The organism is Sphingomonas sp. IC081 (assembly GCF_006874585.1).
GTDB lineage: Bacteria > Pseudomonadota > Alphaproteobacteria > Sphingomonadales > Sphingomonadaceae > Novosphingobium.
This window is the reverse complement of the sequence record NZ_CP029761.1, coordinates 1,293,895-1,319,176: the sequence shown is the minus strand read 5'-3', so window position 1 is coordinate 1,319,176 and position 25,282 is coordinate 1,293,895. Positions and strand designations below refer to the sequence as shown.

Genomic DNA, 25,282 nt, shown 5'->3' with positions numbered 1-25,282 from the left:
AACCGGAAAGAGGGCGCCGCATCGGCGCCCTCTTTTCGTTTGAGGCTCAGCTTCCGCCCGTCGTCGATGCCAGCACGTTCACCGTCAGCGCCAGGATGCCGAGGTTGAACGCAAAAGCGAACAGGCCGTGGAAGGTCGAGACGCGCCTGACGCTCGTTTGCGTGATCGCGATATCGGCGGTCTGGCAGGTCATGCCGATCACGAAGGCGAAGTTCACGAAGTCGGAGAAGTCCGGCACGCAGTCGCCCGGGAAGTCCAGCCCCTCATGATCCCCTCCGGCGCGCGAGGAATAGTAGAGCCGGGCGTAGTGGAAGGCATAGATCAGGTTCACGAAGGTCCAGCAGGACAGCAGCGTGACCACCAGCAAGGCGATCTCGCCCGCCTTCAGGATCTTGTTGTCGAGAACCAGCGTGCCCAGCGCAGCAAGGATCACCGAGGTGATCACCGCCGTCAGCATCAGCAGCATGATCTGACCGACATCGTCGCGCTTGGCCTGCCGGCGCATGACTTCGGCATTGCCGCTACGCCACAGCGGCACGCAGGATGTCACGAAGGCGATCACGCCAAGGTCGAATGCGGTGATCACCGCTTCGACGGCGGGGAGCACCAACAGTAGCGCCATGGCCGCTGCCGTCATCACGCCCAGGAACAGCAGGTAGCGCGGATGCGACAGCCGGCTCAGGAAGGGATCTCGCTCACCAGCCATCGCATTTCGCTCCCCTGGATCAGACGCGGACCCATTCCTGCTCGTCGATGCCGAGCAGGCGCAGCACGCTGGTCAGGTCTCCCCGGTCGATCCAGCCGTTGGCGGCCGCGCGGGCCTTGGGCTTGGCGCGATAGGCAATGCCGTAATGCGCCGCCTCCAGCATCGGGATGTCGTTGGCGCCGTCGCCGGTGGCCAGCGTGGTGACATTGCCGCCCAGCAGTTCGAGTTCGGCCAGCAGCGTCGCCTTCTTGACCGAGCTGTCGACGATCGGACCGTCGAGCCCGCCGGTCAGCTTGCCGCCCACGACTTCAAGCCGGTTGCCGACGACATAGTCGAAGCCGAGATGCGCAGCGACGGGATCGGCGAAGTGGTGGAAACCGCCGGTGACCAGCACCGTGCGGCAGCCGAACTTCTTGAGCGTCTCTACCAGCGTGCGTGCGCCTTCCACCGGCCGGATGCGGCTGGCGAGGCATTCCTCGATCGCGTCGACCGACAGCCCCTTGAGCAGCCCTACGCGTTCGCGAAGGGCCTGCTCGAAATCGAGTTCACCCTGCATGGCGCGCTCGGTAATCTCGGCGATGCGATCCTTGATACCGGCGAAATCGCCCAGTTCGTCGATGCATTCCTGCCCGATCATGGTCGAATCCATGTCGGAGATGAACAGGCCGGGGATCGTCGGCTCGTGATCGCAGACAAGGCCATCGGTCGGCGCAAAGTGATCGTCCAGTGCCTTGCGCAGCGCCGCCGCATCGCTGTCGGGAGACGCGATCTGCATGGTCTGGTCGCAGAAATCGAGCATCGCCGCAGAGGCCAGTCGCACGCCGCTTTCCTGCATTTCGGCACGAGCCGCATCGATTCTTGCCGAGAGGTGGTCCGGTTCTGCTATCAGCCGCGCAATGAGCACTGCGAATTCCCTTGAAGCTGCGTATGAAAATTCCACTGGCGCGCCTGCTGACGACAGCAGACCACCGCTCGCGCTCATCGCAGGGCCGACTGCCAGCGGCAAGAGCGATTGTGCCGTCAGGCTGGGACAGGAACTGGAACGGCGCGGCCGCCGGGCGGTCGTGGTCAATGCCGACAGTTCGCAAGTCTATGCCGATCTGGCCGTCCTGAGCGCCCGCCCCCTGCCCGACGAGATGGGCGGCATCGAGCACCGCCTGTTCGGCGCATGGGATGGCGCAACCGGTTGCTCCGCCGCCGACTGGGCCAAGGCGGCGCGCGAAACCATCGCCACAATTCATGCCGAAGGCGCCGTGCCCATCCTGGTCGGCGGCACCGGCCTCTATATCCGCACGCTGCTGGATGGCATTGCGCCGGTCCCGGAAATTGACGCGGCCGTGCGCGAGGCCGTGCGCGCCCTGCCCGTTTCGGAAGCTTATGCCGCCCTCCAGATCGAAGACCCGGAACGCGCCGCTCGCCTCGCCCCGGCCGATTCGGCGCGCATCGCGCGCGCGCTTGAAGTCGTCCGCTCCACCGGAAAACCGCTCGCGCACTGGCAGGCGGAACTGACCGGCGGGATTGGGCACACTATCAGCCTGTTCCCCGTCGTACTCCTGCCCGAGCGTCAGGCGCTCTATCGCCGCTGCGACTTGCGCTTCGAACGCATGATCGAACGGGGTGCGCTTGGCGAAGTGGAGGCGCTGCTGGAACGCCATCTCGATCCCGCGCTGCCTGTCATGCGCGCCATCGGCGTGCCCGAACTGGCGGGAGTCGTCCGTAAGGAATGGAGCCTGGATGACGCCATCGCCCGCGGCTCCCAGGCCACGCGCAATTACGCCAAGCGTCAATTCACCTGGCTCCGCCATCAGCCCCCGCAAGAATGGGTTAGGCTTGAGTACGAAAGTTTCGATCAAAAATCTCTTGAAGATAGATTATTTCAGGTTATGGGGTTGACGTAACATTTTCGTCCCCCTAGAGCCCCCATCGTCCTGCCGTGGAAGTGATGCAGGAGGAGAGGGAGACCCGGCACGGCGTCCGTCGTGTCGGGTCGGTTTCATTATAGTGCGCGAAACGGCGGACTAAGTGTTGTGTCATGCGGCAAAGAGCGTATCGAGCCGCAACATTCGTAGGCACCCTATCCCCGGGGTCTGCCGAGAGTCGAAAAGGAAAGTATTGTGACTGAAGAGCGCAGCGGCGCGAACATCCTGGTCGAAAGCCTGGTCAAGCAGGGAGTCGAATTCGTATTCGGCTATCCCGGCGGTGCCGTGCTACCGATCTACGATGCTCTCTTCGGTGACGAGCGACTTAGGCACATCCTCGTGCGTCACGAGGCTGGTGCGGCTCACGCGGCCGAAGGTTATGCACGTTCGACCGGCAAGCCCGGCGTCGTTCTGGTCACATCCGGTCCGGGTGCGACCAATGCCGTCACCGGCATTGCCGATGCCTTCATGGACTCGATTCCGCTGGTCGTCATTACCGGACAGGTCCCCACCGCCCTGATCGGTTCGGACGCCTTCCAGGAAGCAGACACCGTCGGCATCTCGCGCCACTGCACCAAGCACAACTATCTGGTGAAGGATCCGGCGGACCTTGCCGCGATCATCGACGAAGCCTTCGAGATCGCCACCACCGGCCGCCCTGGCCCCGTGCTGATCGACATCCCCAAGGATGTGCAGATCGCCATGGCTCCGTGGCACGAAGGCCCGATCCAGCGCCGCAAGCGCTACGATCCGCGCACCGCAGGTTCGGCCGATGAGATCGCCGAAGCGGTCGAGATGATCGCCAAGGCCAAGGCACCGGTGTTCTACACTGGCGGCGGCGTCATCAACTCCGGCCCGCGCGCCACCGCATTGCTGCGTGAGCTTCAGGAAAAGATCGGCGCGCCGGTCACCTCGACACTCATGGGCCTCGGCGCCTTCCCGGCCGACCATGCCGACTGGCTGGGCATGCTGGGCATGCACGGCACCTACGAAGCGAACCTGGCGATGAACCAGGCGGACCTGATCGTCTGCATCGGCGCCCGCTTCGATGACCGCGTGACCGGCCGTCTCGACGCCTTCGCGCCGAATTCGAAGAAGATCCACATCGACATCGACCGCGCCTCGATCAACAAGACCGTGCGCGTCGACCTGCCGATCATCGGCGACTGCGCGACCGTCCTCGAACAGATCCTCGACCTGTGGGGCGACCGCAAGCCACAGGACCTGGCGCCGTGGAAGGCCCGTGTCGAAAGCTGGCGCGAGAAGAAGAGCCTCTCATTCCCCGAGAACCGCAACGCGATCATGCCGCAGCTGGCGATCCAGCGCCTGTTCGAACTGAGCAAGGACAAGGATCCGATCATCTCGACCGAGGTCGGTCAGCACCAGATGTGGGCGGCGCAGCACTTCCACTTCTTCGGTCCGAACAAGTGGCTGACCTCGGGCGGTCTCGGCACGATGGGCTATGGCCTGCCAGCCGCGATCGGCGCGCAGCTCGGCAACCCGGACAGCCTCGTCGTCGACATCGCCGGCGACGCCTCGATCCAGATGAACATCCAGGAGCTGGGCACCGCCACGCAGTACCGTCTGCCGGTGAAGATCTTCATCCTCAACAACGAGTGGATGGGCATGGTTCGCCAGTGGCAGGAACTCACCTATGAGAGCCGCTACTCGCAGTCCTATTCGGACAGCCTGCCGGACTTCGTGAAGCTGGCCGAAGCCTATGGCTGGAAGGGTATCCGCATCGAGAACGAGAGCGAACTCGACGCGGGCATCCAGGCGATGATCGACTATGACGGCCCCGTCATTGTCGACTGCCTTGTCGCCAAGGAGTCCAACTGCTTCCCGATGATCCCCTCGGGCGCGTCGCATGTCGAGATGATCCTTTACGGCGATACCGTCGCCGGAACGATGGACGATGCCGCCAAGGCGCTGGTCTGAGACTGCGAGAGATCAGAGAACAATCATGATGCATATCCAGCACGAAGCCGAGGAACGCCACGTCCTGACCGTGACGGTCGACAACGAGGCCGGCATTCTCGCCAAGATCGCAGGCCTGTTCACCGCGCGCGGCTACAACATCGACAGCCTGACCGTGGCCGACATTACCGAGAACCACTCGGTGAGCCGCATCACCATCGTGACGCACGGCCCGCCCAGCCAGATCGACCAGATCCACGCCCAGCTTGAGCGTCTGGTGCCGGTGCACAAGGTGACCGATCTTACCGAAGTCGGCCCTTACGTGCAGCGCGAACTGGCGCTGATCAAGGTCACCGGCGTTGGCGAAAAGCGGGTCGAGGCCCTGCGGATCGCCGGCGTGTTCCGCGCCCGCCCGGTGGACACCACCACCGGCAGCTTCATCTTCGAACTGACCGGCGCGCCCGACAAGATCGACAGTTTCGTGGCGCTGATGCGCGACCTCGGCCTCGTCGAGGTCGGCCGCACCGGCATCGTCGCCATGATCCGCGGGCCCGAAGGCGCCTGACGGAAACCATCCCATCCAGCCGCCTCTGAAATTTGGCGCTGGAACTGAAAGAACGCGCTGCAAGGCGCACCACAAATCCGGCCTGACCTCTCACAGGAACGAGACGTCATGGTCCTCGAAAGGGCAATACAATGAAGGTCTATTACGACGCCGATTGCGACATCAACCTGATCACCGAAAAGAAGGTCGCGATCCTTGGCTACGGCAGCCAGGGTCACGCCCACGCGCAGAACCTTCGCGATTCGGGCGTCAAGGAAGTCGCCATCGCGCTGCGTCCGGGTTCGCCCTCTGCCAAGAAGGCTGAAGGCGCCGGCTTCAAGGTGCTCGCCAACGCCGAAGCGGCCGCATGGGCCGACGTGCTCATGATCCTCGCCCCCGACGAGCATCAGGCCGCGATCTACGCTGCCGACATCCATGAGAACCTGAAGCCCGGCGCGGCGCTCGCCTTCGCCCACGGCCTCAACGTCCACTTCGGCCTGATCGAGCCGCGCGCCGACATCGACGTGATCATGATCGCGCCGAAGGGCCCGGGCCACACCGTGCGCGGCGAATACGTCAAGGGCGGCGGCGTGCCCTGCCTCGTCGCGATCCACCAGGACGTGACCGGCAACGCGCAGGACGTCGCCCTGGCCTATGCATCGGGCGTCGGCGGCGGCCGTTCGGGCATCATCGAAACCAACTTCCGCGAGGAATGCGAAACCGACCTGTTCGGCGAGCAGGCCGTGCTTTGCGGCGGCACCACCGCGCTGGTCCAGGCCGGTTTCGAAACGCTGGTCGAAGCCGGTTACGCACCGGAGATGGCCTACTTCGAATGCCTCCACGAGCTGAAGCTGATCGTCGACCTGATGTATGAAGGCGGCATCGCCAACATGCGCTACTCGATCTCGAACACCGCCGAATACGGCGACATCAAGACCGGTCCGCGCATCATCACCGAAGAGACCAAGAAGGAAATGAAGCGCGTTCTGGAAGACATCCAGTCGGGCCGTTTCGTGAAGGACTTCGTGCTCGACAACCGCGCCGGCCAGCCCGAACTGAAGGCGTCGCGCATCGCCGCCAAGCGTCACCCGATCGAGGAAACCGGCTCGAAGCTGCGCGCCATGATGCCCTGGATCGGCGCCAACGCCCTGGTCGACAAGGCAAAGAACTGATTTCCCACTCGCGCTTTCGCGTTTGACGAAATTCGGGAGGCGGCGCAGAAATGCGCCGCCTCTTTTCTTTCGGGAGCAGACCCATGCGTCGTTCGCCTATCGCGCTTGTCCTTGCCGCCGCCGTTCTTGCCGCTCCCGTCATCGCCCAGCCCGGTACGGGCGGGCACATGGAAATGCTGCACGGCGCCGGCACGCCCGCCGACGTCAAGGCCGGCACTTATGCGGTCGAACCGGCGCACACCCAGGTCACCTTCAGCGTCTCGCACATGGGCATCTCGCCCTTTGCCGGCACGTTTTCCGGCGCCAGCGGCACCATGACTCTCGATCCCGCGAACCTCGCAGCCACCAAGCTGAGCGTCACCATCCCGACCGCCTCGGTGCAGACGACCAGTTCCAAGCTCTCCGAAGAACTCGTCAGCGCCGACTGGCTCGATGCGGCAAAGTTTCCCAGCGCGACTTTCGTCGCCGCCAAGGTCACCCCGCACGGCTCCGGCATGGCGATGATCGACGGGACCCTCACGCTTCACGGCGTCAGCAAGCCGATCACGATCATGGCCCATTTCTTCGGCGCCGCGCAGAACCCGATGAGCAAGAAGGACTCGATCGGCTTCCTTGCCCGCGCCCAGATCAAGCGCTCGGACTTCGGCGTCTCGAAGTACGTACCGATGGTCTCCGACGAGACGGTACTGGTCATCAACGCGGCGTTCGAAAAGCAATAAAGGCACGCTCGTTCGGGGCCGAAGCAGAGGCCGTCATCGACGCGTCGCGGATTTTCATGCATGCTCTCCTCCGGTAAAATCCCGATGGGAGAATGACATGTTGCGCAAATCGACCGCGATGACGGCTCTCGCCATCAGCCTCACGGCTCTTTCCGCCTGCACTACCGGGAACGCCACAGTGGCTGAAGCAACGCCGCCTGCCCCGCCCTCGATGGCGCCCGGTTGCGGCGCCGATCAACTCGGTGCCTATATCGGCCAGCCCGCCAGCGACGAGGTGATCGCCGCGATCACCCAGTGGCGCGGCGACAAGCCGATGCGCGTGCTGCGCCCAGGCCAGCCGATGACCATGGACTTCCGCCCCGACCGACTGAACGTGCAGATCGGCGAGGACGGCAAGATCAAGGGCTTCAACTGCGCCTGATTTTCGGCCGCCAGCGCCTTGATCCCGCCCCCTGTCTCGTCCAGGCATGAAGGCCGCACATCAGCAGGGGCCCCATGACCGAAGCTACGGATATCGAACGCGAAGACAGCCTTACCCGCGTGGAGGCATTCTCCGACGGGGTTCTGGCAATCATCATCACCATCATGGTGCTGGAGCTGAAAACCCCGGTGTCGGAAGGGCTGGCAGCGCTCTGGCCCCTGTGGCCGATCTTTGTCGCCTATGTGCTGAGCTACGCCTACGTCGCGATCTACTGGGTGAACCACCACCGCCTGCTCAGCCATGCGCGCGTGGTGACGAGCGGCCTCCTTTGGGCGAACATGCTGCTGCTGTTCACTCTTTCGCTGATCCCCTTCTCCACCGCCTATCTCGGTGAGCATCATTTCAGCCGCGAAGCGACGCTGCTCTATCTGGTAACGATGCTGACGCCCGCCCTTGCCTATGTCCTGCTGCAAGGCCGGATCGCCGCGACCGGCGCGCAGACCTCGGCCAGTCGCCGCTACCACAAGGCCTCCCACCGCAAGGGCCTCGCGGCGGCATTCGTCTATGCTCTCGGCATTCCGCTGACTTACGTTTCGCCGTGGCTCGGCGTAGCCAGCGCGGCGCTGGTCGCCGTGTTCTGGATGCTGCCGTGGAGCGGCCTCGACCGTCTGTTCCTCGATCGCCACCCGCCCGCCTGACACGGCAAGTTTGTTGCGCGGCGAAGCCGAAGGATCGCAACAGGATGCGCCTTTTCGCTTTACAAGCATGCCGCCAATGCGCATAGGCACGGCCATGAACCTTCGTCTTGGCCTTACCCTTCGACTTACACGCCCTTGGGCGTGAGTTGACGCGTCGGTCCTGCGGCGCGCTCGGCGCTCAAGGGGACCCTGCCAGACCAGGCCGAAATCACGGCCTTTCCAGACGAAGACGTAAATCCGAGCGAGAATACCCATGACCATGCTGAAAGACCCCTCGGTCAAGTACCGCCCCTTCCCGCAGATCGACCTGCCGAACCGCCAGTGGCCCTCGCAGGTCATCACCAAGGCGCCGCGCTGGCTCTCGACCGACCTGCGTGACGGCAACCAGGCGCTGATCGACCCGATGGGCGCGGAGAAGAAGAACCGCTTCTTCGACCTGCTGGTCAAGGTGGGCCTCAAGGAAATCGAAGTCGGCTTCCCCAGCGCCGGCGCGACCGAGTTCGACTTCATCAGCGGCCTCGTCAGGAACGACCGCATTCCCGAAGACGTGCTGGTCCAGGTGCTGACCCAGTCGCGCGAAGACCTGATCACCCGCTCGTTCGAGAGCCTGGAAGGCGTCCACGCGGCGATCGTCCACCTCTACAACGCCGTCTCGCCGCTGTGGCGCACCGTGGTGTTCGGCATGGAACCGCACGAGATCAAGGGCATCGCCCAGAACGGTGCCAAGATCCTGCGCGATCAGGCGGCGAAGTATCCGCAGACCAAGTGGCAGTTCGAATACTCGCCCGAGACCTTCTCGACCGCCGAACTCGATTTCTCGATCGAGGTCTGCGAGGCGGTGATGGACATCCTGCAGCCGTCCCCGGAAAATCCGATCATCCTCAACCTGCCGGCGACGGTCGAGGCGGCGACGCCCAACGTCTATGCCGACCAGATCGAGTATTTCTGCCGCAACCTGCCGAACCGTGATTCGGCGGTGATCTCGCTGCACACCCATAACGACCGCGGCACCGGTGTCGCCGCCGCCGAACTGGGCCTGATGGCCGGCGCCGACCGCGTCGAAGGTTGCCTGTTCGGCAATGGCGAACGCACCGGCAACTGCTGCCTCGTCACCGTGGCGCTGAACATGTACACGCAGGGCGTAGACCCCGAACTGGACTTCTCGGACATCGACGAAGTGATCCAGACGGTCGAATACTGCAACCAGCTGAAGGTCGCGGAACGCCACCCCTATGGCGGCGAACTGGTCTTCACCGCTTTCTCCGGCAGCCATCAGGACGCCATCAAGAAGGGCTTCGCCGCGCAGGAAAAGCGCAACGACGAGCTCTGGGCCGTGCCCTACCTGCCGATCGACCCCGCCGATCTCGGCCGCGATTACGAAGCCGTGATCCGCGTCAACTCGCAGTCCGGCAAGGGCGGTTTTGCCTGGGTGATCGAACAGGACCAGGGCCTCAAGCTGCCCAAGCGCATGCAGGCACACTTCTCCAAGCACGTGCAGAACCTGGCCGACGAACTGGGCCGCGAACTGCAGGCTGCCGATATCTGGGACGTGTTCAAGCAGGCCTACCGCCTCGACGATCCGCAGCACTTCGCGCTGATCGACTACGAGGAGGCCAAGCGCCCCGACGGCACCCGTGTCTTTGCCGGCAAGATCGGCGTCGACGGCAAGGAGCAGACCGTTTCGGGCCGTGGCAACGGACTGATCTCCTCGGTCACCGCAACGCTGGCCGAAAGTTTCGGCGTCAGCCTCGAAGTGCGCGACTATGCCGAGCATTCGATGGGCAAGAGCTCGGATGCCCGCGCAGCCGCTTACGTCGAATGCGTGACGCCGGACGGCCGCACCATCTGGGGTGTCGGCATCGACGAGGACGTGGCGACAGCTTCGGTACGAGCCGTCCTCAGCGCCGCAAACGAAGCGCGAATCTGATCAGACAAACGGCGGGGATCGAGACGATCTCCGCCGTTTTTCATTCCGCCTGCCACACCACCGCGCGACTGATCCCGATAATCCTACGCCCCGTCCGGTAACGCATGATCGTTGTCGGAATTGAGGTAACCTTCAGAACTGCAGTCAATTTACCCTGTCCAGACAAGAACATCGGGTGCCCATGCAGTTCTATCTCGCGACGCCCTTCATCTTCCCGCGAAAGCACTGAAGAGGAGGCCGACTGGACGCTGAGCCGGATCGCCGCGCGGATGCGCGAGATGCCAATCGGCGAAGTGGATGGCCGCACCATCACCTTTTCCGCCGGGGTCAGCCGCTGGCGCGGCGAAGATGTCGAGGAAACGCTCCAGCGTGCCGACCAGGCCCTCTACGACGCCAAGCGCGGCGGCCGCGACCGTATCTGTCGCTCGGGACACACCGGGGCCGAAGCCTAGACCAAGAAAGCGCCCATGAAAAAGGGCGGCCCCGGGAGGCCGCCCTTTTCCTGTCTGCCAGAGGCTCTGCGCGGGATCAGTCGCCCGTCAGGATACGATCCACGAGTTCCTTCACGGTCGGCGTGTAACCGTTCGAATAGAACGGATCCTGCTTGAACTTGTAAGCCGCATGCCCCGCAAACATCAGGTTCTGGTCGACCGGGCCGCCATGAGCGATGTCCTGCAGGGTCTTCTGGATGCAGAAGCTGCGCGGATCGGCAAGGCGGCCGGTGGTGTAGTCGTCATGGTCCTTCCACGACGAAAAACCGCAGTGCGAGAGGCAGCCCATGCAGTCAGCCTGATCCTGGCGGATCTCGTCGCGTTCAGCCGGGTTCACGAAGATGATCGTATCGTCGGGTGTGCGCAGGCCATCGGTGAAGCCCTGGACCGACCAGGCGCGGGCACGGTCGAGATCCTTGGGGGCGACCCAGAAGTTCTTGCCCTTGACGCCGACGTCGAGGCGCACCGTATGTTCGCCCGCTTCCACCTTCGAGTAAGGGATCTGGCGCTCCGAACGGGCCTCCAGATTACGCAGGAACGGGTTGCGCACGGCCGACGAGTAGAAGCCGGTGGGCGAGAAGCGGTGCAGCAGCACGTCACCGGGTTCGAGCGTGCGCAGGTGGTCCTTCCACGCCTGCGGGATCGGGCTTTCCTGCGTCAGCAGCGGGCGCGTGCCGTACTGGAAGGCGATCGAGCCGAGTTCGGGATTGTCGATCCAGTTTTCCCAGTCGCGCAGGAACCAGACGCCGCCGGCCATGACGATCGGCACCGAATCCGAGATACCCTCGGCGCGCATGGTGTCGCGCAGCGCCTTCACGCGGGGGTACGGATCTTCCGGCTTCAGCGGATCTTCGGCGTTCGACAGGCCGTTGTGGCCGCCGGCAAGCCAGGGATCTTCATAAACGACCGCGCCCAGCAGGTCGGAAACCTTGTGATAGGCACGCTTCCACAGCGCACGGAACGCACGCGCGGAGCTGACGATCGGCAGGTAGTTGACGTTGAAGCGCGCCGCGATCTCGGACAGCTTGTAGGGCATGCCCGCGCCGCACGTGACGCCGGCAACCATGCCCTTGGTCTTTTCCAGGACGCCTTCGAGAATCGTCTGGGCGCCGCCCATTTCCCACAGGACGTTGATATTGATCGCGCCCTTGCCATTCGAAATCTCGTAGGCACGGCGCACCTGCTCGACCGCGCCGTCGATGGCATAGTCGATCAGTTCCTGGTGACGTTCCTTGCGGGTGAGCGCGCGGTAGATCTGGGGAACGATCTTGCCTTCCGCATCATAGCTGTCCGCATTGACGGCACTGACGGTGCCGATGCCGCCGGCCGCCGCCCAGGCGCCCGAGCTCATGTGATTGGTCGCGGCAACGCCCTTGCCACCCTCGACGAGCGGCCAGACTTCGCGTCCACCATAGACAATCGGCTTGAGACCCTTGAAACCCATCTTCTCTTTCAACTTTCCCCCGGCGTGGCGGGTCGATCAGACCTGCCTTATACGCCCTGTGTGAATGACGCTCACCTGTTTTGCGTCGTCGATTTTCCGGATAGTCGACACGGCACGATACTGGCCGGATCGGGCCGCTCCCCGGTGGCTTCGAACTGGGCGAAATAGCCTTGAAGTTCCGGCTTACGGACAAATTCCGTCAAACGAAACCCCACGGCGCCAAATTCGCAGAAAAGCAGTTGCGGCGACATGCCGTGGCTGTCGCTGGCCCGGTCAGCCTCGACGACCACGACCTTGCCGCCCTTGCGCAGCGCCGGCTGAAGCCGCCACAGGAATGCGTAAGGTTCGCTCACTTCGTGATAGACGTGGACCAGGAATACCCGGTCGAAGCTCTTCTCGGGCAGGCTCGGATCATCACTGCGTCCGAGCTTGATCGAAACGTTGTCGAGCTGTTCGCGCAGCACGCGCTGGCCCAGCCGCTCGTTCGCTCCGCGATCGATGTCTTCGGCGAGCACCCGGCCACGGGTCCCCACCCGCTTGGCAAGCCGGACGGTGTAATAGCCCTCGCCAGCGCCGATGTCGGCCACGGTCATGCCCGGTGCGATCCGGGCGAGGTCCATGACCACTTCGGCCTCGTGCAGGGAGTCGCGCTGGACTTCGCTGCCGAAATCGGTCTCGCTGGCCTTGGAAACCGGACGGTCCGCCACCGGGAAGGCACGCGCCGTCTCCGGCCGCCCGTCATCCGGCGCCTTCTGCTGGCACGCCGCAAGCGCCAGCACAAAGGCCAGCAAAGCGGTTCGACCGGAAAGGGGGCGAGGCAAACGCATGCGGCCCTTTAGCGGTTCGGCCCGCGCTTGGCAAAACACTCTGCCGCAAGCGCCGGGCCGATACCGCCACGGATCAATCGACGTCTTCGACCTCGACCTTTTCACCCGTCACGCGCTGGGACAGCGCGGCGGCCATGAACGGATCGAGCGCACCGTCGAGCACGTCACCCGGCGCGGTCGAAACGACACCGGTGCGCAGGTCCTTCACCTGCTGATAAGGCTGGAGAACGTAGGAACGGATCTGGTGGCCCCAGCCGATGTCGCTCTTCGAGGCATGTTCGGCGCTGGCGGCTTCCTCGCGCTTGCGCATTTCTTCCTCGAACATGCGCGCCTTGAGCATGCCCATGGCAATTTCGCGGTTCTTGTGCTGCGAACGGTCGATCTGGCTCGCCACGACGATGCCCGACGGACCGTGGGTGATACGCACCGCCGAGTCCGTGGTGTTGACGTGCTGGCCGCCCGCGCCGGAAGCGCGATAGGTATCGATCTTCAGGTCGGCCGGGTTGATCTCGATCTCGAAGCTGTCGTCGATCACGGGGTAGACCCAGACCGACGAGAAGCTGGTATGGCGGCGCGCCGAGCTGTCATAGGGGCTGATGCGGACCAGGCGGTGGACGCCGCTCTCGGTCTTGGCATAGCCATAGGCGTTCTCGCCCTTGATCAGCAGGGTGCAGCTCTTGATGCCCGCGGCTTCACCGGCGTGATAGTCCACCAGCTCCACCTTGTAGCCGTGACGCTCGGCCCAGCGCGTATACATGCGCTGGAGCATCTCGGCCCAGTCCTGACTCTCGGTACCGCCGGCACCGGCATGGACTTCAAGGTAGGTGTCGTTGCTGTCGGCCTCGCCCGAAAGCAGCGCGGTGACCTTGTCGTGGTCGGCGCGTTCGGCAAGGGCGGCCAGCGCGGCGATACCTTCATTGATGGTATCCTCGTCGCCTTCCATCTCGCCCAGTTCGACGAACTCGACGGCGTCCTGCATCTCGCGGCTGATCTCGTTCACCGCACCGATCGAGGCTTCAAGGCGGCGACGTTCCTTCATCACCGCTTCGGCTTCCTTGGGCTTGTCCCACAGCGTAGGATCTTCGACGCGCGCGTTCAGCTCGTCGAACCGGCGCAGGGCACGGTCCCAGTCGAGGAACTTGCGGACCAGCGCGAGGGCCTTCTCGATACGCGCAATGTGGGCCTGCCCTTCGGCACGCATGACTTGAAACTCCCAAGAAACGCCCATGACTCCGGTGCCGCGCATAGCGGACCAGCGACATAAGTAAAGCACGCGAGCCGCCGGATACCGGCGCACGACGCGGGAAAGCGGCGCTATTACCCGCTGAGGGGGGTATTGTTCAAGTGCCGTGAACGGACTTCTCAGCCCTTCAGTTTCTTCACCGCCTCAAGCGTCAGCTTCACATGGTCGCGGTAGTCGAGATCGGAATGGACCATGACGATCTTCCCGTTTTGCGCGATCACATAGCTGGTGCGGTCGGTCATGCCGGCGGGTGCGCCTTCGCGCTTCAACGCAACATCATAGGCCTTGATGACTGCCGGCGAGGCAACGGCAACCGTGAACTTGTCGCGGCAGGCCTCTGTCGAGAATTTCTGAAGCGTGGGCAAGTCGTCGTTCGACATACCAACCACGGTAGCGCCCAGCTTGGCAAAATCGTCGGTTGCATCAGCGAAGGCGTGCGCCTCCAGCGTGCAGCCCTGCGTGAAGGCCTTGGGGTAGAAGTAAAGGACAACAGGCCCCTTCTTCAGCGCCGCCTTGAGGTCGAAGGGCATGACCTTTCCGCCCTTGGCGCCCTGCGTCGAGAAGACCGGCGCCTTGGCACCGACAGGAAGCGCCGCATCGGCCGCGCCGGCGGAAACAACAAGAGCCATGGCGGCGGCGAGAGCGGGAAAAGTCTTGCGCATGGCGCGCAATCTGGACCTTGGGAGGGATGCTGTCCAGCCCCCTTCCCCGGCCGCCTTGCGGAGCGTAATTCCCGCAGCTTACTCGATATATCCGAGAACCGTTCCCACTTCGTAGGTCTCGCCGATGGCAGCCACGATCTTCAGCGTGCCGGACGCCGGAGCCTCCACCTCGTTGGTCGACTTGTCAGCCTCGAGCGAGAACAGCGGCTGACCTTCGGCAACCTGGTCTCCATCACTGGCAAGCCATTCCGCGATCTGCCCTTCCTGCATGGAGAAGCCGATCTTGGGGAGCAGGATTTCAACGGCCATGGTCTTTCTCGATCCTTTGCGAATGTCTTTGACCATTGCCTATCGTGCACCCGCGCACCGGCATAGGGCCGAGAGCGCGGGCACATGCAGGTTTCGCCGGTACGATTACATCGCCAGCGCCGCGTTTTCTCGCGCACAGTCCGGTGCGGCCAGAGAAGCGCGCTTTTCGGCCAGTTCCGCACGGGCTGCCGCCATGTCGGCGGCAAAGACGGGATCGGCATTCAGGCGCGCAAATACCGTCGCGGCGACCACGCGGCCTTCCTCGATATCGCTGAGCCAGTGGACATTGCAGATCCGGCGGCTCTCCCCGAAGGCCCGCCCCCGTGCGACAAGCTCCCCAGCCCGATCCGGCACGAGATCGGCAAGGATCAACCCCATCCCGAAACCGATCGTGCTGTGCCCTGAAGGATAGGAACCATCCTTGCGCAGCACCGCCTCCTGATCCGGCGTGCAGGTCGCCTTGCCGTTTTCCATGAAAGGCCGGGCCCGCTGGTAGCGGTTCTTGGTGGGGTAGCTGGCTAGCCCGAAGTCCATCATCGACTTGAGCAGCAGCGCCTGGACCCGAGGCGTCGTCTCGGGGCCGATGCGGAAGCCGGCCGCACAGGAGAACGTATCGGTGACGCTCGGCGTGAACAGGTTGGCATCGATCTTCGCCTGTTCCCAGCGCGCCGTGCCCTGCATGGCAATCGCGGCACGGGCCCCTTCCTCGTCGCGCGCCATCGCCGCCGATCCCGGCGCCGGCGGCGGCGGATTGAACAGCAGGCTGTTCGGCGCGGTCCCTTTCGGCAGATAGCTGCCGTTACGCATGACAGCCGCCATCGCCGCCTTCTGCGCATCGTCCAGCGACGTGGCAGCCGCCGGCGCGGCAGCGCCCTGCGGTTCGCTTGACGCCACGGCGGATGCACAGGCTGCCAGCGCCGCCGCTCCGCCTAACCCCGCCAGGATCCGTGCCATCTTCATCCGCATAACTCCTTGTCCCGAAACCGGCCGCCTGCCGTCAAACAGGAGGCGCCCAATCATGGGACTAGCAGCTTCGACCCCACCGCCTATCGGGATTTGCGAGCAATTTGACGGGTATCGCCCCTGCATTGCTCGCGCCGGGTTGATCAGACGGGCACCGTTCCGTCCTCATGCACCATCCAGTGCACGAAGCGATGGAGCGGATACATCGCATCGTGCGGATTGCCGATCGTCGCGGGCCCCGCCTCGCCCAGATGGACAACCCGCTGCGCGCCACCTGCGGCCAAGCGGTCGCGGAATTGCGCCATTCGGTGGAACGGATAGAAACCAACCGTCTGGGTGGCGACGTTGATCCGCTTCACCGCATCGTCGAGGCTATCCACCCGCACGACGTTGGCGGTCTTGTTGATGGGGTGGAAGTCAACCGGCTCATCGGACCGGATGACCAGCCCCTTGCCGTCGGTCCGCCCCCAGACACGATAGTCTTGATCCATCAGCATCATGGTATCGACCGCCTCGCGCATGTCGCGGTCGAGCGGGCGCACATCTCCGCTTTCGGCCGCGCGGCGGGCGATGTGATGGTGCAGCCGCGCACAGAAGCGGTCGACGTCCTCCTCGCTACCTTCAACGAACTGGAAACGACTGGCAACGCAGGCCTCCTGGTTCAACGTCATGACGTCAGCGGAGCAAAGATCCGCCACACGATCGACGACCTCCTCGTCTACCAGCGCCTCCCGGCCGACGAACGAAACTGAAGTCTTGGGATCAAAGGAAACCAGCTGAAATCCCGGACCCAGGTACTTGATAACATTACCGATCGCATCACCTCCGCCCCAGGCAACGATTTTGTCGAAATACTGGGGGCGATAGAGCACACGCTCGGTCGCATCGTCGCCGCCGCGCCAGTAGACGGCCGACATCGAGCGCACGATCGGATGATCCGCATCGATATCCGCCATGGTCCGCAGGATCGCGACCATCGTGAAGGGATCGGCACTGCTCATCTTGAACAGGTTCACGCCCTTGACCATCGCGCCTTGCGCCACCGACTTTACCGCGACGCCCGGCGAATTGCCCGGCAGCACATGGATCAGGCGGGGCGCAAAGGCGCGCACGAAGCTCTTGCGGCCGGTGAAGTCCTGCCTCGGCACCCATTCATCGAGTGCGCGGGGATCGGGGAAGTTCTGCTCCACTTCCGCCATGAGCACGCGCCTGTCGAGATAGGCGGCGGCATGGCGAGCGGTATTCTCGACGACGGCGCGCGGCAAGATGTGCGTGCGGCACATCCGCTCGATACACTCCTGCATGTGATCGTTGTCGGAGGCGACGAGACGCTGGCCGGTTTCGACAAGAAAGTCGATGACCTCCGCCAGCCGCACGCCGAGCAGAGGCGGCACCTCGGTGCGTGGGGGCACCGCACGGTCGAAAGGTATCCTGGGCGTCACGAAGGTCACACCCAGGTCACGCGATTTCTGGATCACGTCAGCGCCATGCAGCACCTCTCCGCGCAGAAAGAAGGGAGCCGAGACAAGTTCTTCTGTTTCAGAATGTTGCGTTACAGAGTTCATGCCAGACCTCGCACATAAGCATCGACCGTGCCGGCACAGCCGATCTTGTCGTCGCCTTCCAGATCCGCATAACGGACAATGTTGTCGCGGATCGAAGGACCGTTGTTTCCGCACTTGCAGGGACCATGATCGAGCGAGATCCGGTCGCCGGTAATCACGCCGCCCCAGCGCCCGTCGAGGGAGAGATCGAAGAAAGCGGCACGCCCCTCCATTTCACCTGAAGTGTGGTCGAGTGCCCCCTCCACTGCAGCGTCGCCGGACGTGTCGAGCAGCACCGGCACGACCCACGGCGGCACGTGATAGCGCCCGCCCTCGCGGCACCTGGGCATGCCCGAGTTCAGTTCCTGCATCGAATAATTCTGGAAGTGGCGATCTTCCGGAATGTTGAAGGTATCGAAAACATACTCCTGATAATCATCGGGAAGTTGCGCACGCTTCAGCCCACCACCGACATAGATCGAGTTGTCCGGGTCGAAATCGGCACGACCATACCCGGCATCCCGCACGGCCTTGGCCACCTGCCACAACCCGCTCCACAGGCCCGAAAGCTGAAGCTTGCGATGGCGGTTCTCGATGATGAACTGCGCCGTCGCCGGGATCGCATCAGCCACCGCCCTGGCCCGCGCGGCGGAGGTTTCCTCGAAAGCCGCGATCTCGCCGGGCCGGGCCGTGCCCTCGGCGATCTTCTTGCGCATCACCACCATCGAGGTCAGCGAACCCACGGTGATCGGCGGCACCGGATAATGCCAGCGCGGCGCCGACGGATCGGCAAACGCCTCATACTGCGCCTGAGCGATGGTCAGGTTCTTCGGCACTGTGGCGACCGGCGCACAACCGACAATCACCCGGTCCTGCGCCGGAGCCACGCCGGATCCCCAGGCAAAGACATTGACCGTGTCACGCCTCGACCAGTCCATGTCCTTTTGCGAGGCGATCAGCATGGCCGACTTGCCGGTAGTTCCACTGGAGCACGAAATGAAATGGCCCAGCGCCGCCAGCCGCTCGATCCAGTCGTCGATACCTTCGACGCTTTCGAGGTTCAGCGCCTCGATCGGATAGGGCGAAACCGCGCCCAGCCACCCGGTCAGCTTGCCCCACCGCTCCTCCATCAGAAAGGTCTCGGAATAGGACTTGTAAGCCGTGTGCGGAAACAGCAGCGGCACCACGTCGGCGATGGATTCGATCGTCTCGACCCCGGCATCGCGGGCGCGCAGGCCCAGCAGCCTGATCCGGTCCCTGCGCTCCTGAAAACGCTCATTCAGCGCGGCAAGCTGCGTTTCCCGCAATTCCCCGGCGCTGAAGCTGAAGCGCTGCGGATCGGCAATGCGCGCCATGAGCCTGTCGGCCGCTTCTCCCATTCCCATTCTCCCCAATCCTGCCGACCGAAGCTCCCCGCTGGACGCAGGGTTTCGACTCGATTAATGGCATCTTGTGCGTTTCATTATTCACGATTCACTTGGCAGGACAAGCAGGATCGGTTCCTATGGACCGATGAGCGATGCGCGCGACATCATGGACACCCCCGCCCCTTCGGTCAGCGTGCGCGCGGGCCGTCCGACGCGCGAACAAGCGCGCGCACGGCACGAACAGCTTCTGGACTGCGCCTTCGGGCACTTTCTGGACAAGGGGTACGAGCCCACCACGATCGAGGCGATCGCCGCCGAAGTCTCGATGACCAAGCGCACGGTCTATGCCCGCTACCCCGAAAAGGCCGCGCTTTTCCGTGCCGCCCTGCGCCGGGGCATGGAACGCCGTGCCGCCAGCCGCGCGCGGATCGAGGCCACTTATGTGGACAGCCTCGAACAGACGCTGGTCAACATCGCGATGTTGCGGATCGAACTTGCCGGAACCGAGGAAGGCATCAAGCTTCAGAGACTCATCAACACCGAAGCCTATCGTTTCCCGGATATTTTCCAGACCTACTACGAGATCGCCGCCCTGCCGACGGTGGAGTTCCTTGCCGACCTGCTGGCAGAGGAAACCGCCCGTGGGACACTGGCGGCTCAAGACCCGATGCTCGCGGCCAATGTCTTCATGAGCATGGTAGTGAGCGGCCCGGTCCGCTTTCTCGCCTCCGGCAATGCGCTCGATGCCGCCAGCGTCAGCCACCGCGTGACCTTTGCGGTCCGCCTGTTCCTGAGAGGCGCCCTGCCCCGCTGAACCACGCCAGATCAAAACAATAACGGGAGAGAACGACATGGCAGCAACGGCAAAACCGACCCCGGCGCGAAAACGGCGCTGCGTGGTGGTGACCGGCGCAAGCTCGGGCATCGGCCGCGCCGCCACACAGGCCTTTGCACGCATGGGCTGGCACGTCATCGGCACCGGCCGCGACGAGGCCCGCTGCGACGATGCGGCCCAGCAGATTGCCGCCGCCGCCAGCCGAGAGGCGCGGGTGGACATGCTGCGCGGCGATTTCACGGAAATGCGCGAGGTCCTGCGCATCTCCCGCGAGATCGCCGACCTGACCGACCATGTCGATGTCCTGGTGAACAACGCCGGCGGTGTCCGCGACGGGTATTATCGCACCTCCGACGGCCTGGAGGCGACATTTGCCGCCAATCACCTTTCCGCCTTTCTCCTGACCCGCGAACTCATGCCGCTGCTGGAGCGGGCCGCGGGAGACAGCGCTCCCGGACTGGTGCGGGTCATCGCGGTCTCATCGGCAGGTCACGCGGCCTGCTCCGGGATGCGCTGGTACGATCTGGCGATGAAGGCGGCATTCGACGCCAATGCCGCCTATTGCCAGGCCAAGCTCGCCAACCTGCTGTTCGCGCGTGAGCTTGACCGCAAGGTTCGCGACAGGGGCATCGTCTCGCTGGCCATGCACCCCGGCCGCGTGGCGTCGAACTTCGCCAGCCACGCCGACCCGCAGATGCAGGCTTGGATGAGAGGGAATGACACCGTGCCGCCGGAGCAGCCAGCCCGAACCCTCGTCTGGATGGCCAATGCACAGGAACTGGGCGGCATGGGCGGGCGCTATTTCCACGATCTCGGGGAGGAGGAGCCGGCGCCTCAGGCGCGGGATGATACCGCTGCCGCGAAACTCTGGGCCGAGAGCGAGAAGATGCTGCAAGCGATTCTCGCATCCGCCTCATAACGGACTGAAAAAGAACCGTCCCGTACCCGCGCCAGTCGAGGGGGTTGGATGTGGCGCGAGTACGGGACGGCGGTGCGACCCGTAAGGCTGTCGCCGGGATGGGCAGAAGGGGAAGTCTGCATTTCCGCGATCACCGAGGCTGTTGTGATCGTTGGCGACAGGCAAGGAATACCGCGCTTCGCAAACGATATCATTAGGACTTTCGACCGGGGGGCAAACGCCTGTGCGACAGGCAACGTCCGGCTAACCATCCCCTGCCCCCGAACCACGATCATGCCGCGCTTGACCTGTCCGGATCGCCAGCCGAAAGACCGCCGTGCGCTATCCCAGGAGCCTTCTCACGATGACTGCCTCGTCCGCCACCCCGACCGTCCCGCGCCCGCGTCGCAGCGCGCTCTACCTGCCCGCCTCGAACGCCAAGGCGATTGCCAAAGCACGCACGCTGCCTTGCGACGTGGTCATCCTCGATCTGGAGGACGCCGTCGCGCCCGAGGCCAAGGACGAGGCGCGCGATGCCGCGATCGCGGCCATTGCACAAGGCGGTTTCGGTCACCGTGAACTGGTGATCCGCGCCAATGGACTCGACACCGAATGGGGCGCGGCGGATCTTGCCGCAATTGCCGGGTCGCAGGCCGATGCGGTGCTGGTCCCCAAGGTCAACGATGCCGCGGATATCGCGCGCTACGAGGAAGCGCTTGACGGCGCGCCGCCGCGGATGCGGCTCTGGGCGATGATCGAGACGTGTGCGAGCGTCGGCAACCTGCCCGCCATCGCCGCCATGGCACACACGACCCGGCTTGCCCTCTGGATCATGGGCACCAACGATCTGGCCAAGGAAATGCGCGCGCAGCTGACGCCTTGCCGAACGCCGTTCCTGCCGTTCCTGTCGATGGCGGTTGCCTCTGCCCGTGCCAACGGCATCTCCATTCTCGACGGCGTCTGCAACGAGTTCCGCGACCTCGACCTGTTCGAGGCGGAAGCCCGCCAGGGGCTGATGTTCGGTTTTGACGGCAAGAGCCTGATCCATCCTGCCCAGATCGATCCCTGCAACACGGTGTTTTCACCCAGCGAAACCGATCTGGCATGGGCGCGCGGCGTGATCGAGGCTTTTGCCCTGCCCGAAAACCGGGGCAAGGGCGCCATCCGCGTCGACGGCAAGATGACCGAACTGCTCCACCTCGACCAGGCACGACGCCTGCTTGCGGTGGCCGAACAGATCGCTGCTGCCGGCTGATATGAAAAAGGGGCGGTAAAGCCCGCCCCTTTCCCGTTTTTTCTGGATGATCCGGCTTATTCGCCCTGAGCCGGAACCTTGGCGATCTCACCCGTCTCGTTGGCAACGACCTTGAGCACCGCCGTCCAGGCATCGACGTTCTGCTGGAGCGCCGCCGGGTCCACCTTGTCGAGCGTATCGTCGGGCGTGTGGTGCAGGTCGAAGTAATGGGTGCCATCCTGCCCCAGATCGATCACCGCCAGGTTCTGGGCCTGAATGATTCCGGAGACATCCTCGCCGCCATCGGCCGCACCGGCATGGGGCGTGATGCCCATCGGCCACAGCGCGGCCTTCACCTTGTCCACCATGGCCTGGTTCTGCGGCGCGGCGGAGAACTTCACCTGCCAGACCTTGTCCGCGCCGAAGTCGCTTTCCATCGCCAGCGCATGGGGTTCGGAGCCATGCGTCTTCACATAGGCCGCGTTGCCGCCATTGCTCAGGCCCATTTCCTCGTTACCGGCCCAGAGCACGCGGATGGTGCGCAGCGTCTGCCCGCCCTTCTGCGCGGCAAGCGCGGCAGCAGTGACGATGGCGCAGCCCGAGGCATCGTCGATGGCGCCGGTGCCGAGGTCCCAGGAATCGAGGTGGCACGCCAGCACGATCTTCGGCAGAGAGGGATCACGGCCCGGCAGTTCGGCGATCACATTGCCCGATGGGGCGTTGGGGAACGGCTTGCCCGCCAGCGTCAGGTCCATCTTCATCGGCTGACCGCGGCTGGCGATGCGAGCAATGAGGTCAGCGTCCGGGTTGGAAACGGCGCCAGCCGGAATACCGGCGACACCCTTGGGGAACACCGTCACGCCGGTGTGCGGATTGCGGTGGCTGTCCGTACCGGCCGAACGGATGACGATCGCCGAAGCGCCCTTCTGCGAGGCCAGCGCCGGACCCTTGCGGCGCACATCGCCGTAGGGCCCGTAGCCCGAACCGTCCTGCGCGGCCCGCATGGCGTGATCGACAAACGCGATCTTGCCCTTCAACGACCCATCGGGCGCGGCGCGCAGCGCATCAAGGGTCGGGAAATAGATCATTTCCGCATTGAGTCCGCTGGCAGGCGTCGGCACCGACATGCCCAGCGCGGCGATCGCCAGCGGCTGGCTATAGGGCGCGGTGAGCACGGCCTTTTCCTCGCCGCGCGTCCACGCGAGCGTGGTGAACGGCTCCACCTTGACGTTCTGGAACCCCAGCGCCTTCAGCTTCGCGTCCGCCCATGCCCGGGCGCGGCCCTCGGCATCCGATCCGGCGATGCGCGGGCCGATCTCGGTGGTCAGCCCCTCGACGATGTCCCAGGCGACGCCCGAACCTTGCGTCGGCGTGGCGAATGCGGGAACAGCGACAAGCGCGGCGGCGGAAGCGGCGAGAAGCGCCGCGCGGGTGAATGAGCGTTGCATGTCGACTGGCTAGCCCGGCTTGGTCATTCTGCCAACGGGTGCATTGCGAAATTTGGGCAAGGCCCGCCCCCGCCGAACGCCCCCTTGAAACTCGCCGGGCCAGCCCCGACGTTCCGGCCCCGACGTTCCAGTCATCGTGGCAGGCGGGACATGGCACGCGCCGGTTCCCCGCCGCTGCCCTTGGCAACAGGGGCGCGCGCCTGTAGAGCGGCGCCCAAGACACCCGACATTTCGATCTTACAGACTTTCCATCCAGAGGAATCCGATGGCCGCGCAATACGCCTTCGTCATGAAGAGCATGACCAAGACCTTCCCCGGCGCCCAGAAGCCGGTGCTGAACGACATCAATCTGCAGTTCTACCAGGGCGCCAAGATCGGCATCGTCGGCCCGAACGGCGCCGGTAAGTCGACCCTGATCAAGATCATGGCCGGTATCGACACCGACTTCACCGGCGAAGCCTGGGCGGGCGAGAACATCTCCGTCGGCTACCTCGAGCAGGAACCGGAACTCGATCCGACCAAGACCGTGCTCGAAAACGTCAAGGACGGTGCCCGCGCGACGGCCGACATGGTCGATCGCTTCAACGCGATCGGCATGGAAATGGGCGAGGAAGACGCCGATTTCGAAGCCCTCGGCGCCGAGATGAGCGAGTTGCAGGACAAGATCGACGCAGTTGATGGCTGGACGCTCGACAACCAGCTCGAAATCGCGATGGAAGCGCTGCGCTGCCCGCCGGGCGACTGGCCCGTCGACAAGCTCTCGGGCGGTGAAAAGCGCCGCGTCGCGCTCACCCGCCTGCTGATCCAGAAGCCGTCGATCCTGCTGCTCGACGAACCGACCAACCACCTCGACGCAGAATCCGTCGAATGGTTGGAAAACCACCTCAAGGAATACGCGGGCGCGGTGCTGATGATCACCCACGACCGTTACTTCCTCGACCACGTGGTGGACTGGATCCTCGAGCTCGACCGCGGAAAGTACTTCCCCTACGAAGGCAACTACTCGACCTACCTCGAGAAGAAGGCCAAGCGCATGGAGCAGGAGGACCGCGAGGAATCCGGCCGCCAGAAGGCGCTCAAGGACGAGCTGGAGTGGATGCGGCAGACCCCGGCCGCCCGCCAGACCAAGTCGAAGGCGCGTATCCGCAAGTTCGAGCAGCTCCAGGAAGCCCAGGCCGGACGCAAGCCCGGCAAGGCCCAGATCGTCATCCAGGTGCCCGAGCGTCTGGGCGGCAAGGTCATCGAGGTGAAGAACATCTCGAAGGCGTTCGGCGACAAGCTGCTGTTCGAGGACCTGTCGTTCATCCTGCCGCCGGGCGGCATCGTCGGCGTCATCGGTCCGAACGGCGCCGGCAAGTCGACGCTGTTCAAGATGCTCACCGGCAAGGAACAGCCCGACAGCGGCTCGATCGAGATCGGCTCGACCGTGCACCTGGGCTTCGTGGACCAGAGCCGCGACCACCTCGACCCCAAGAAGAACGTCTGGGAAGAAGTGTCGGACGGCCTCGACTACATGAAGGTCAACGGCCACGACATGTCGACCCGCGCCTATGTCGGCGCGTTCAACTTCAAGGGCGCCGACCAGCAGAAGAACGTCGGCAAGCTCTCGGGCGGTGAACGCAACCGCGTCCACATGGCCAAGATGCTCAAGGAGGGTGGCAACGTCCTCCTGCTCGACGAACCGACCAACGACCTCGACGTCGAAACGCTGGGCGCGCTGGAAGAAGCCATCGAGAACTTCGCGGGCTGCGCCGTGGTCATCAGCCACGACCGCTTCTTCCTCGACCGTCTGGCGACTCACATCCTCGCCTTCGAGGGCAACAGCCACGTCGAATGGTTCGAAGGCAACTTCGAGGCTTACGAAGAGGACAAGCGCCGCCGCCTGGGCGATGCGGCCGACCGTCCGACCCGTCTTGCCTACAAGAAGCTGACGCGCTGACCTTAGCGATTTAGCTGATATTACAAGGCCGTCGTCCCAAAACGTGGACGGCGGC

24 protein-coding genes are annotated in these 25,282 nt (G+C 64.1%); 13 read left to right on the top strand and 11 right to left on the bottom strand.

Annotated elements, in window-relative coordinates; translation table 11 throughout:
• Positions 1-46 precede the first annotated feature (46 nt).
• The gene (locus DM450_RS06370; RefSeq protein WP_142633409.1) at positions 47-706 is read right to left on the bottom strand and encodes a DUF1345 domain-containing protein; all 660 of its coding nucleotides are present in this window, start codon (positions 704-706) and stop codon (positions 47-49) included.
• Between the two features lie 19 nt (positions 707-725).
• On the bottom strand, positions 726-1,610 hold the full coding sequence (gene serB / locus DM450_RS06365) for a phosphoserine phosphatase SerB (protein WP_142633407.1): 885 nt from the start codon (positions 1,608-1,610) through the stop codon (positions 726-728).
• On the opposite strand from serB, the gene miaA reads away from it, so the two are divergent.
• The 9 genes from miaA (at position 1,603) to DM450_RS06320 (ending at position 10,475) form a co-directional block, all read left to right on the top strand.
• Complete coding sequence (gene miaA, locus DM450_RS06360; protein ID WP_142633405.1) at positions 1,603-2,604, top strand: tRNA (adenosine(37)-N6)-dimethylallyltransferase MiaA; 1,002 nt, start codon at positions 1,603-1,605, stop codon at positions 2,602-2,604. The genes serB and miaA overlap by 8 nt on opposite strands.
• Before the next feature lie 216 nt (positions 2,605-2,820).
• The gene (gene ilvB / locus DM450_RS06355; RefSeq protein ID WP_142633404.1) at positions 2,821-4,563 is read left to right on the top strand and encodes a biosynthetic-type acetolactate synthase large subunit; all 1,743 of its coding nucleotides are present in this window, start codon (positions 2,821-2,823) and stop codon (positions 4,561-4,563) included.
• Between the two features lie 25 nt (positions 4,564-4,588).
• A complete protein-coding gene (gene ilvN, locus DM450_RS06350) occupies positions 4,589-5,107 on the top strand; it encodes an acetolactate synthase small subunit (protein ID WP_142633402.1) in 519 nt (172 codons plus the stop codon).
• 131 nt (positions 5,108-5,238) lie between these two features.
• On the top strand, positions 5,239-6,258 hold the full coding sequence (gene ilvC / locus DM450_RS06345; protein ID WP_054441697.1) for a ketol-acid reductoisomerase: 1,020 nt from the start codon (positions 5,239-5,241) through the stop codon (positions 6,256-6,258).
• Positions 6,259-6,341: 83 nt separating this feature from the next.
• Positions 6,342-6,977 carry a YceI family protein gene (locus tag DM450_RS06340; RefSeq protein ID WP_142633400.1) on the top strand — a complete coding sequence of 212 codons (636 nt, stop codon included), beginning with the start codon at positions 6,342-6,344 and terminating at the stop codon, positions 6,975-6,977.
• 97 nt (positions 6,978-7,074) lie between these two features.
• The gene (locus DM450_RS06335) at positions 7,075-7,398 is read left to right on the top strand and encodes an I78 family peptidase inhibitor (protein ID WP_185928724.1); all 324 of its coding nucleotides are present in this window, start codon (positions 7,075-7,077) and stop codon (positions 7,396-7,398) included.
• A 74-nt stretch (positions 7,399-7,472) separates the two neighbouring features.
• Positions 7,473-8,096, top strand: coding sequence for a TMEM175 family protein (locus tag DM450_RS06330; protein WP_142633398.1), 624 nt, complete (start codon positions 7,473-7,475; stop codon positions 8,094-8,096).
• 253 nt (positions 8,097-8,349) lie between these two features.
• Positions 8,350-10,023 carry a 2-isopropylmalate synthase gene (leuA, locus tag DM450_RS06325; protein WP_142633396.1) on the top strand — a complete coding sequence of 558 codons (1,674 nt, stop codon included), beginning with the start codon at positions 8,350-8,352 and terminating at the stop codon, positions 10,021-10,023.
• A gap of 104 nt (positions 10,024-10,127) precedes the next feature.
• The gene (locus tag DM450_RS06320; protein WP_142633394.1) at positions 10,128-10,475 is read left to right on the top strand and encodes a diguanylate cyclase domain-containing protein; all 348 of its coding nucleotides are present in this window, start codon (positions 10,128-10,130) and stop codon (positions 10,473-10,475) included.
• Positions 10,476-10,551: 76 nt separating this feature from the next.
• Here the strand turns inward: DM450_RS06320 and DM450_RS06315 are convergent, their stop codons facing one another.
• The 8 genes from DM450_RS06315 to DM450_RS06280 all read right to left on the bottom strand — a co-directional run bounded on the left by DM450_RS06315 (position 10,552) and on the right by DM450_RS06280 (position 18,885).
• A complete protein-coding gene (locus DM450_RS06315) occupies positions 10,552-11,958 on the bottom strand; it encodes an NAD(P)H-dependent flavin oxidoreductase (RefSeq protein ID WP_142633392.1) in 1,407 nt (468 codons plus the stop codon).
• Positions 11,959-12,029: 71 nt separating this feature from the next.
• Positions 12,030-12,785, bottom strand: a complete 756-nt coding sequence (locus tag DM450_RS06310; RefSeq protein WP_142633390.1) for a class I SAM-dependent methyltransferase — start codon at positions 12,783-12,785, stop codon at positions 12,030-12,032.
• A gap of 73 nt (positions 12,786-12,858) precedes the next feature.
• Entirely contained in the window at positions 12,859-13,986 is a 1,128-nt protein-coding gene (prfB, locus tag DM450_RS06305) for a peptide chain release factor 2 (RefSeq protein ID WP_142633388.1), read from the bottom strand.
• A 161-nt stretch (positions 13,987-14,147) separates the two neighbouring features.
• Positions 14,148-14,690 (bottom strand): peroxiredoxin, encoded by a 543-nt coding sequence (locus tag DM450_RS06300; protein WP_142633386.1) that lies wholly within the window; start codon positions 14,688-14,690, stop codon positions 14,148-14,150.
• A gap of 78 nt (positions 14,691-14,768) precedes the next feature.
• Positions 14,769-14,999, bottom strand: coding sequence for a biotin/lipoyl-containing protein (locus DM450_RS06295; protein ID WP_142633384.1), 231 nt, complete (start codon positions 14,997-14,999; stop codon positions 14,769-14,771).
• A 105-nt stretch (positions 15,000-15,104) separates the two neighbouring features.
• On the bottom strand, positions 15,105-15,959 hold the full coding sequence (locus DM450_RS06290; protein ID WP_142633382.1) for an acid phosphatase: 855 nt from the start codon (positions 15,957-15,959) through the stop codon (positions 15,105-15,107).
• A 146-nt stretch (positions 15,960-16,105) separates the two neighbouring features.
• Positions 16,106-17,440, bottom strand: a complete 1,335-nt coding sequence (locus DM450_RS06285) for an acyl-CoA reductase (protein WP_260610250.1) — start codon at positions 17,438-17,440, stop codon at positions 16,106-16,108.
• 83 nt (positions 17,441-17,523) lie between these two features.
• Entirely contained in the window at positions 17,524-18,885 is a 1,362-nt protein-coding gene (locus tag DM450_RS06280) for a hypothetical protein (RefSeq protein WP_142633378.1), read from the bottom strand.
• Positions 18,886-19,018: 133 nt separating this feature from the next.
• On the opposite strand from DM450_RS06280, the gene DM450_RS06275 reads away from it, so the two are divergent.
• From DM450_RS06275 to DM450_RS06265, 3 genes are all read left to right on the top strand, one after another.
• Positions 19,019-19,687, top strand: a complete 669-nt coding sequence (locus tag DM450_RS06275) for a TetR/AcrR family transcriptional regulator (RefSeq protein ID WP_260610249.1) — start codon at positions 19,019-19,021, stop codon at positions 19,685-19,687.
• A 37-nt stretch (positions 19,688-19,724) separates the two neighbouring features.
• Entirely contained in the window at positions 19,725-20,627 is a 903-nt protein-coding gene (locus DM450_RS06270; RefSeq protein WP_142633376.1) for an SDR family NAD(P)-dependent oxidoreductase, read from the top strand.
• A 343-nt stretch (positions 20,628-20,970) separates the two neighbouring features.
• Entirely contained in the window at positions 20,971-21,861 is an 891-nt protein-coding gene (locus DM450_RS06265) for a CoA ester lyase (RefSeq protein WP_142633374.1), read from the top strand.
• 56 nt (positions 21,862-21,917) lie between these two features.
• Here DM450_RS06265 and DM450_RS06260 read toward each other — a convergent pair whose 3' ends face one another.
• The gene (locus tag DM450_RS06260) at positions 21,918-23,288 is read right to left on the bottom strand and encodes a M28 family peptidase (RefSeq protein WP_142633372.1); all 1,371 of its coding nucleotides are present in this window, start codon (positions 23,286-23,288) and stop codon (positions 21,918-21,920) included.
• Positions 23,289-23,553: 265 nt separating this feature from the next.
• Between DM450_RS06260 and ettA the strand changes: the two genes are divergently transcribed.
• Positions 23,554-25,227, top strand: a complete 1,674-nt coding sequence (gene ettA, locus DM450_RS06255) for an energy-dependent translational throttle protein EttA (protein WP_142633370.1) — start codon at positions 23,554-23,556, stop codon at positions 25,225-25,227.
• The last annotated feature ends 55 nt before the right edge of the window (positions 25,228-25,282 follow it).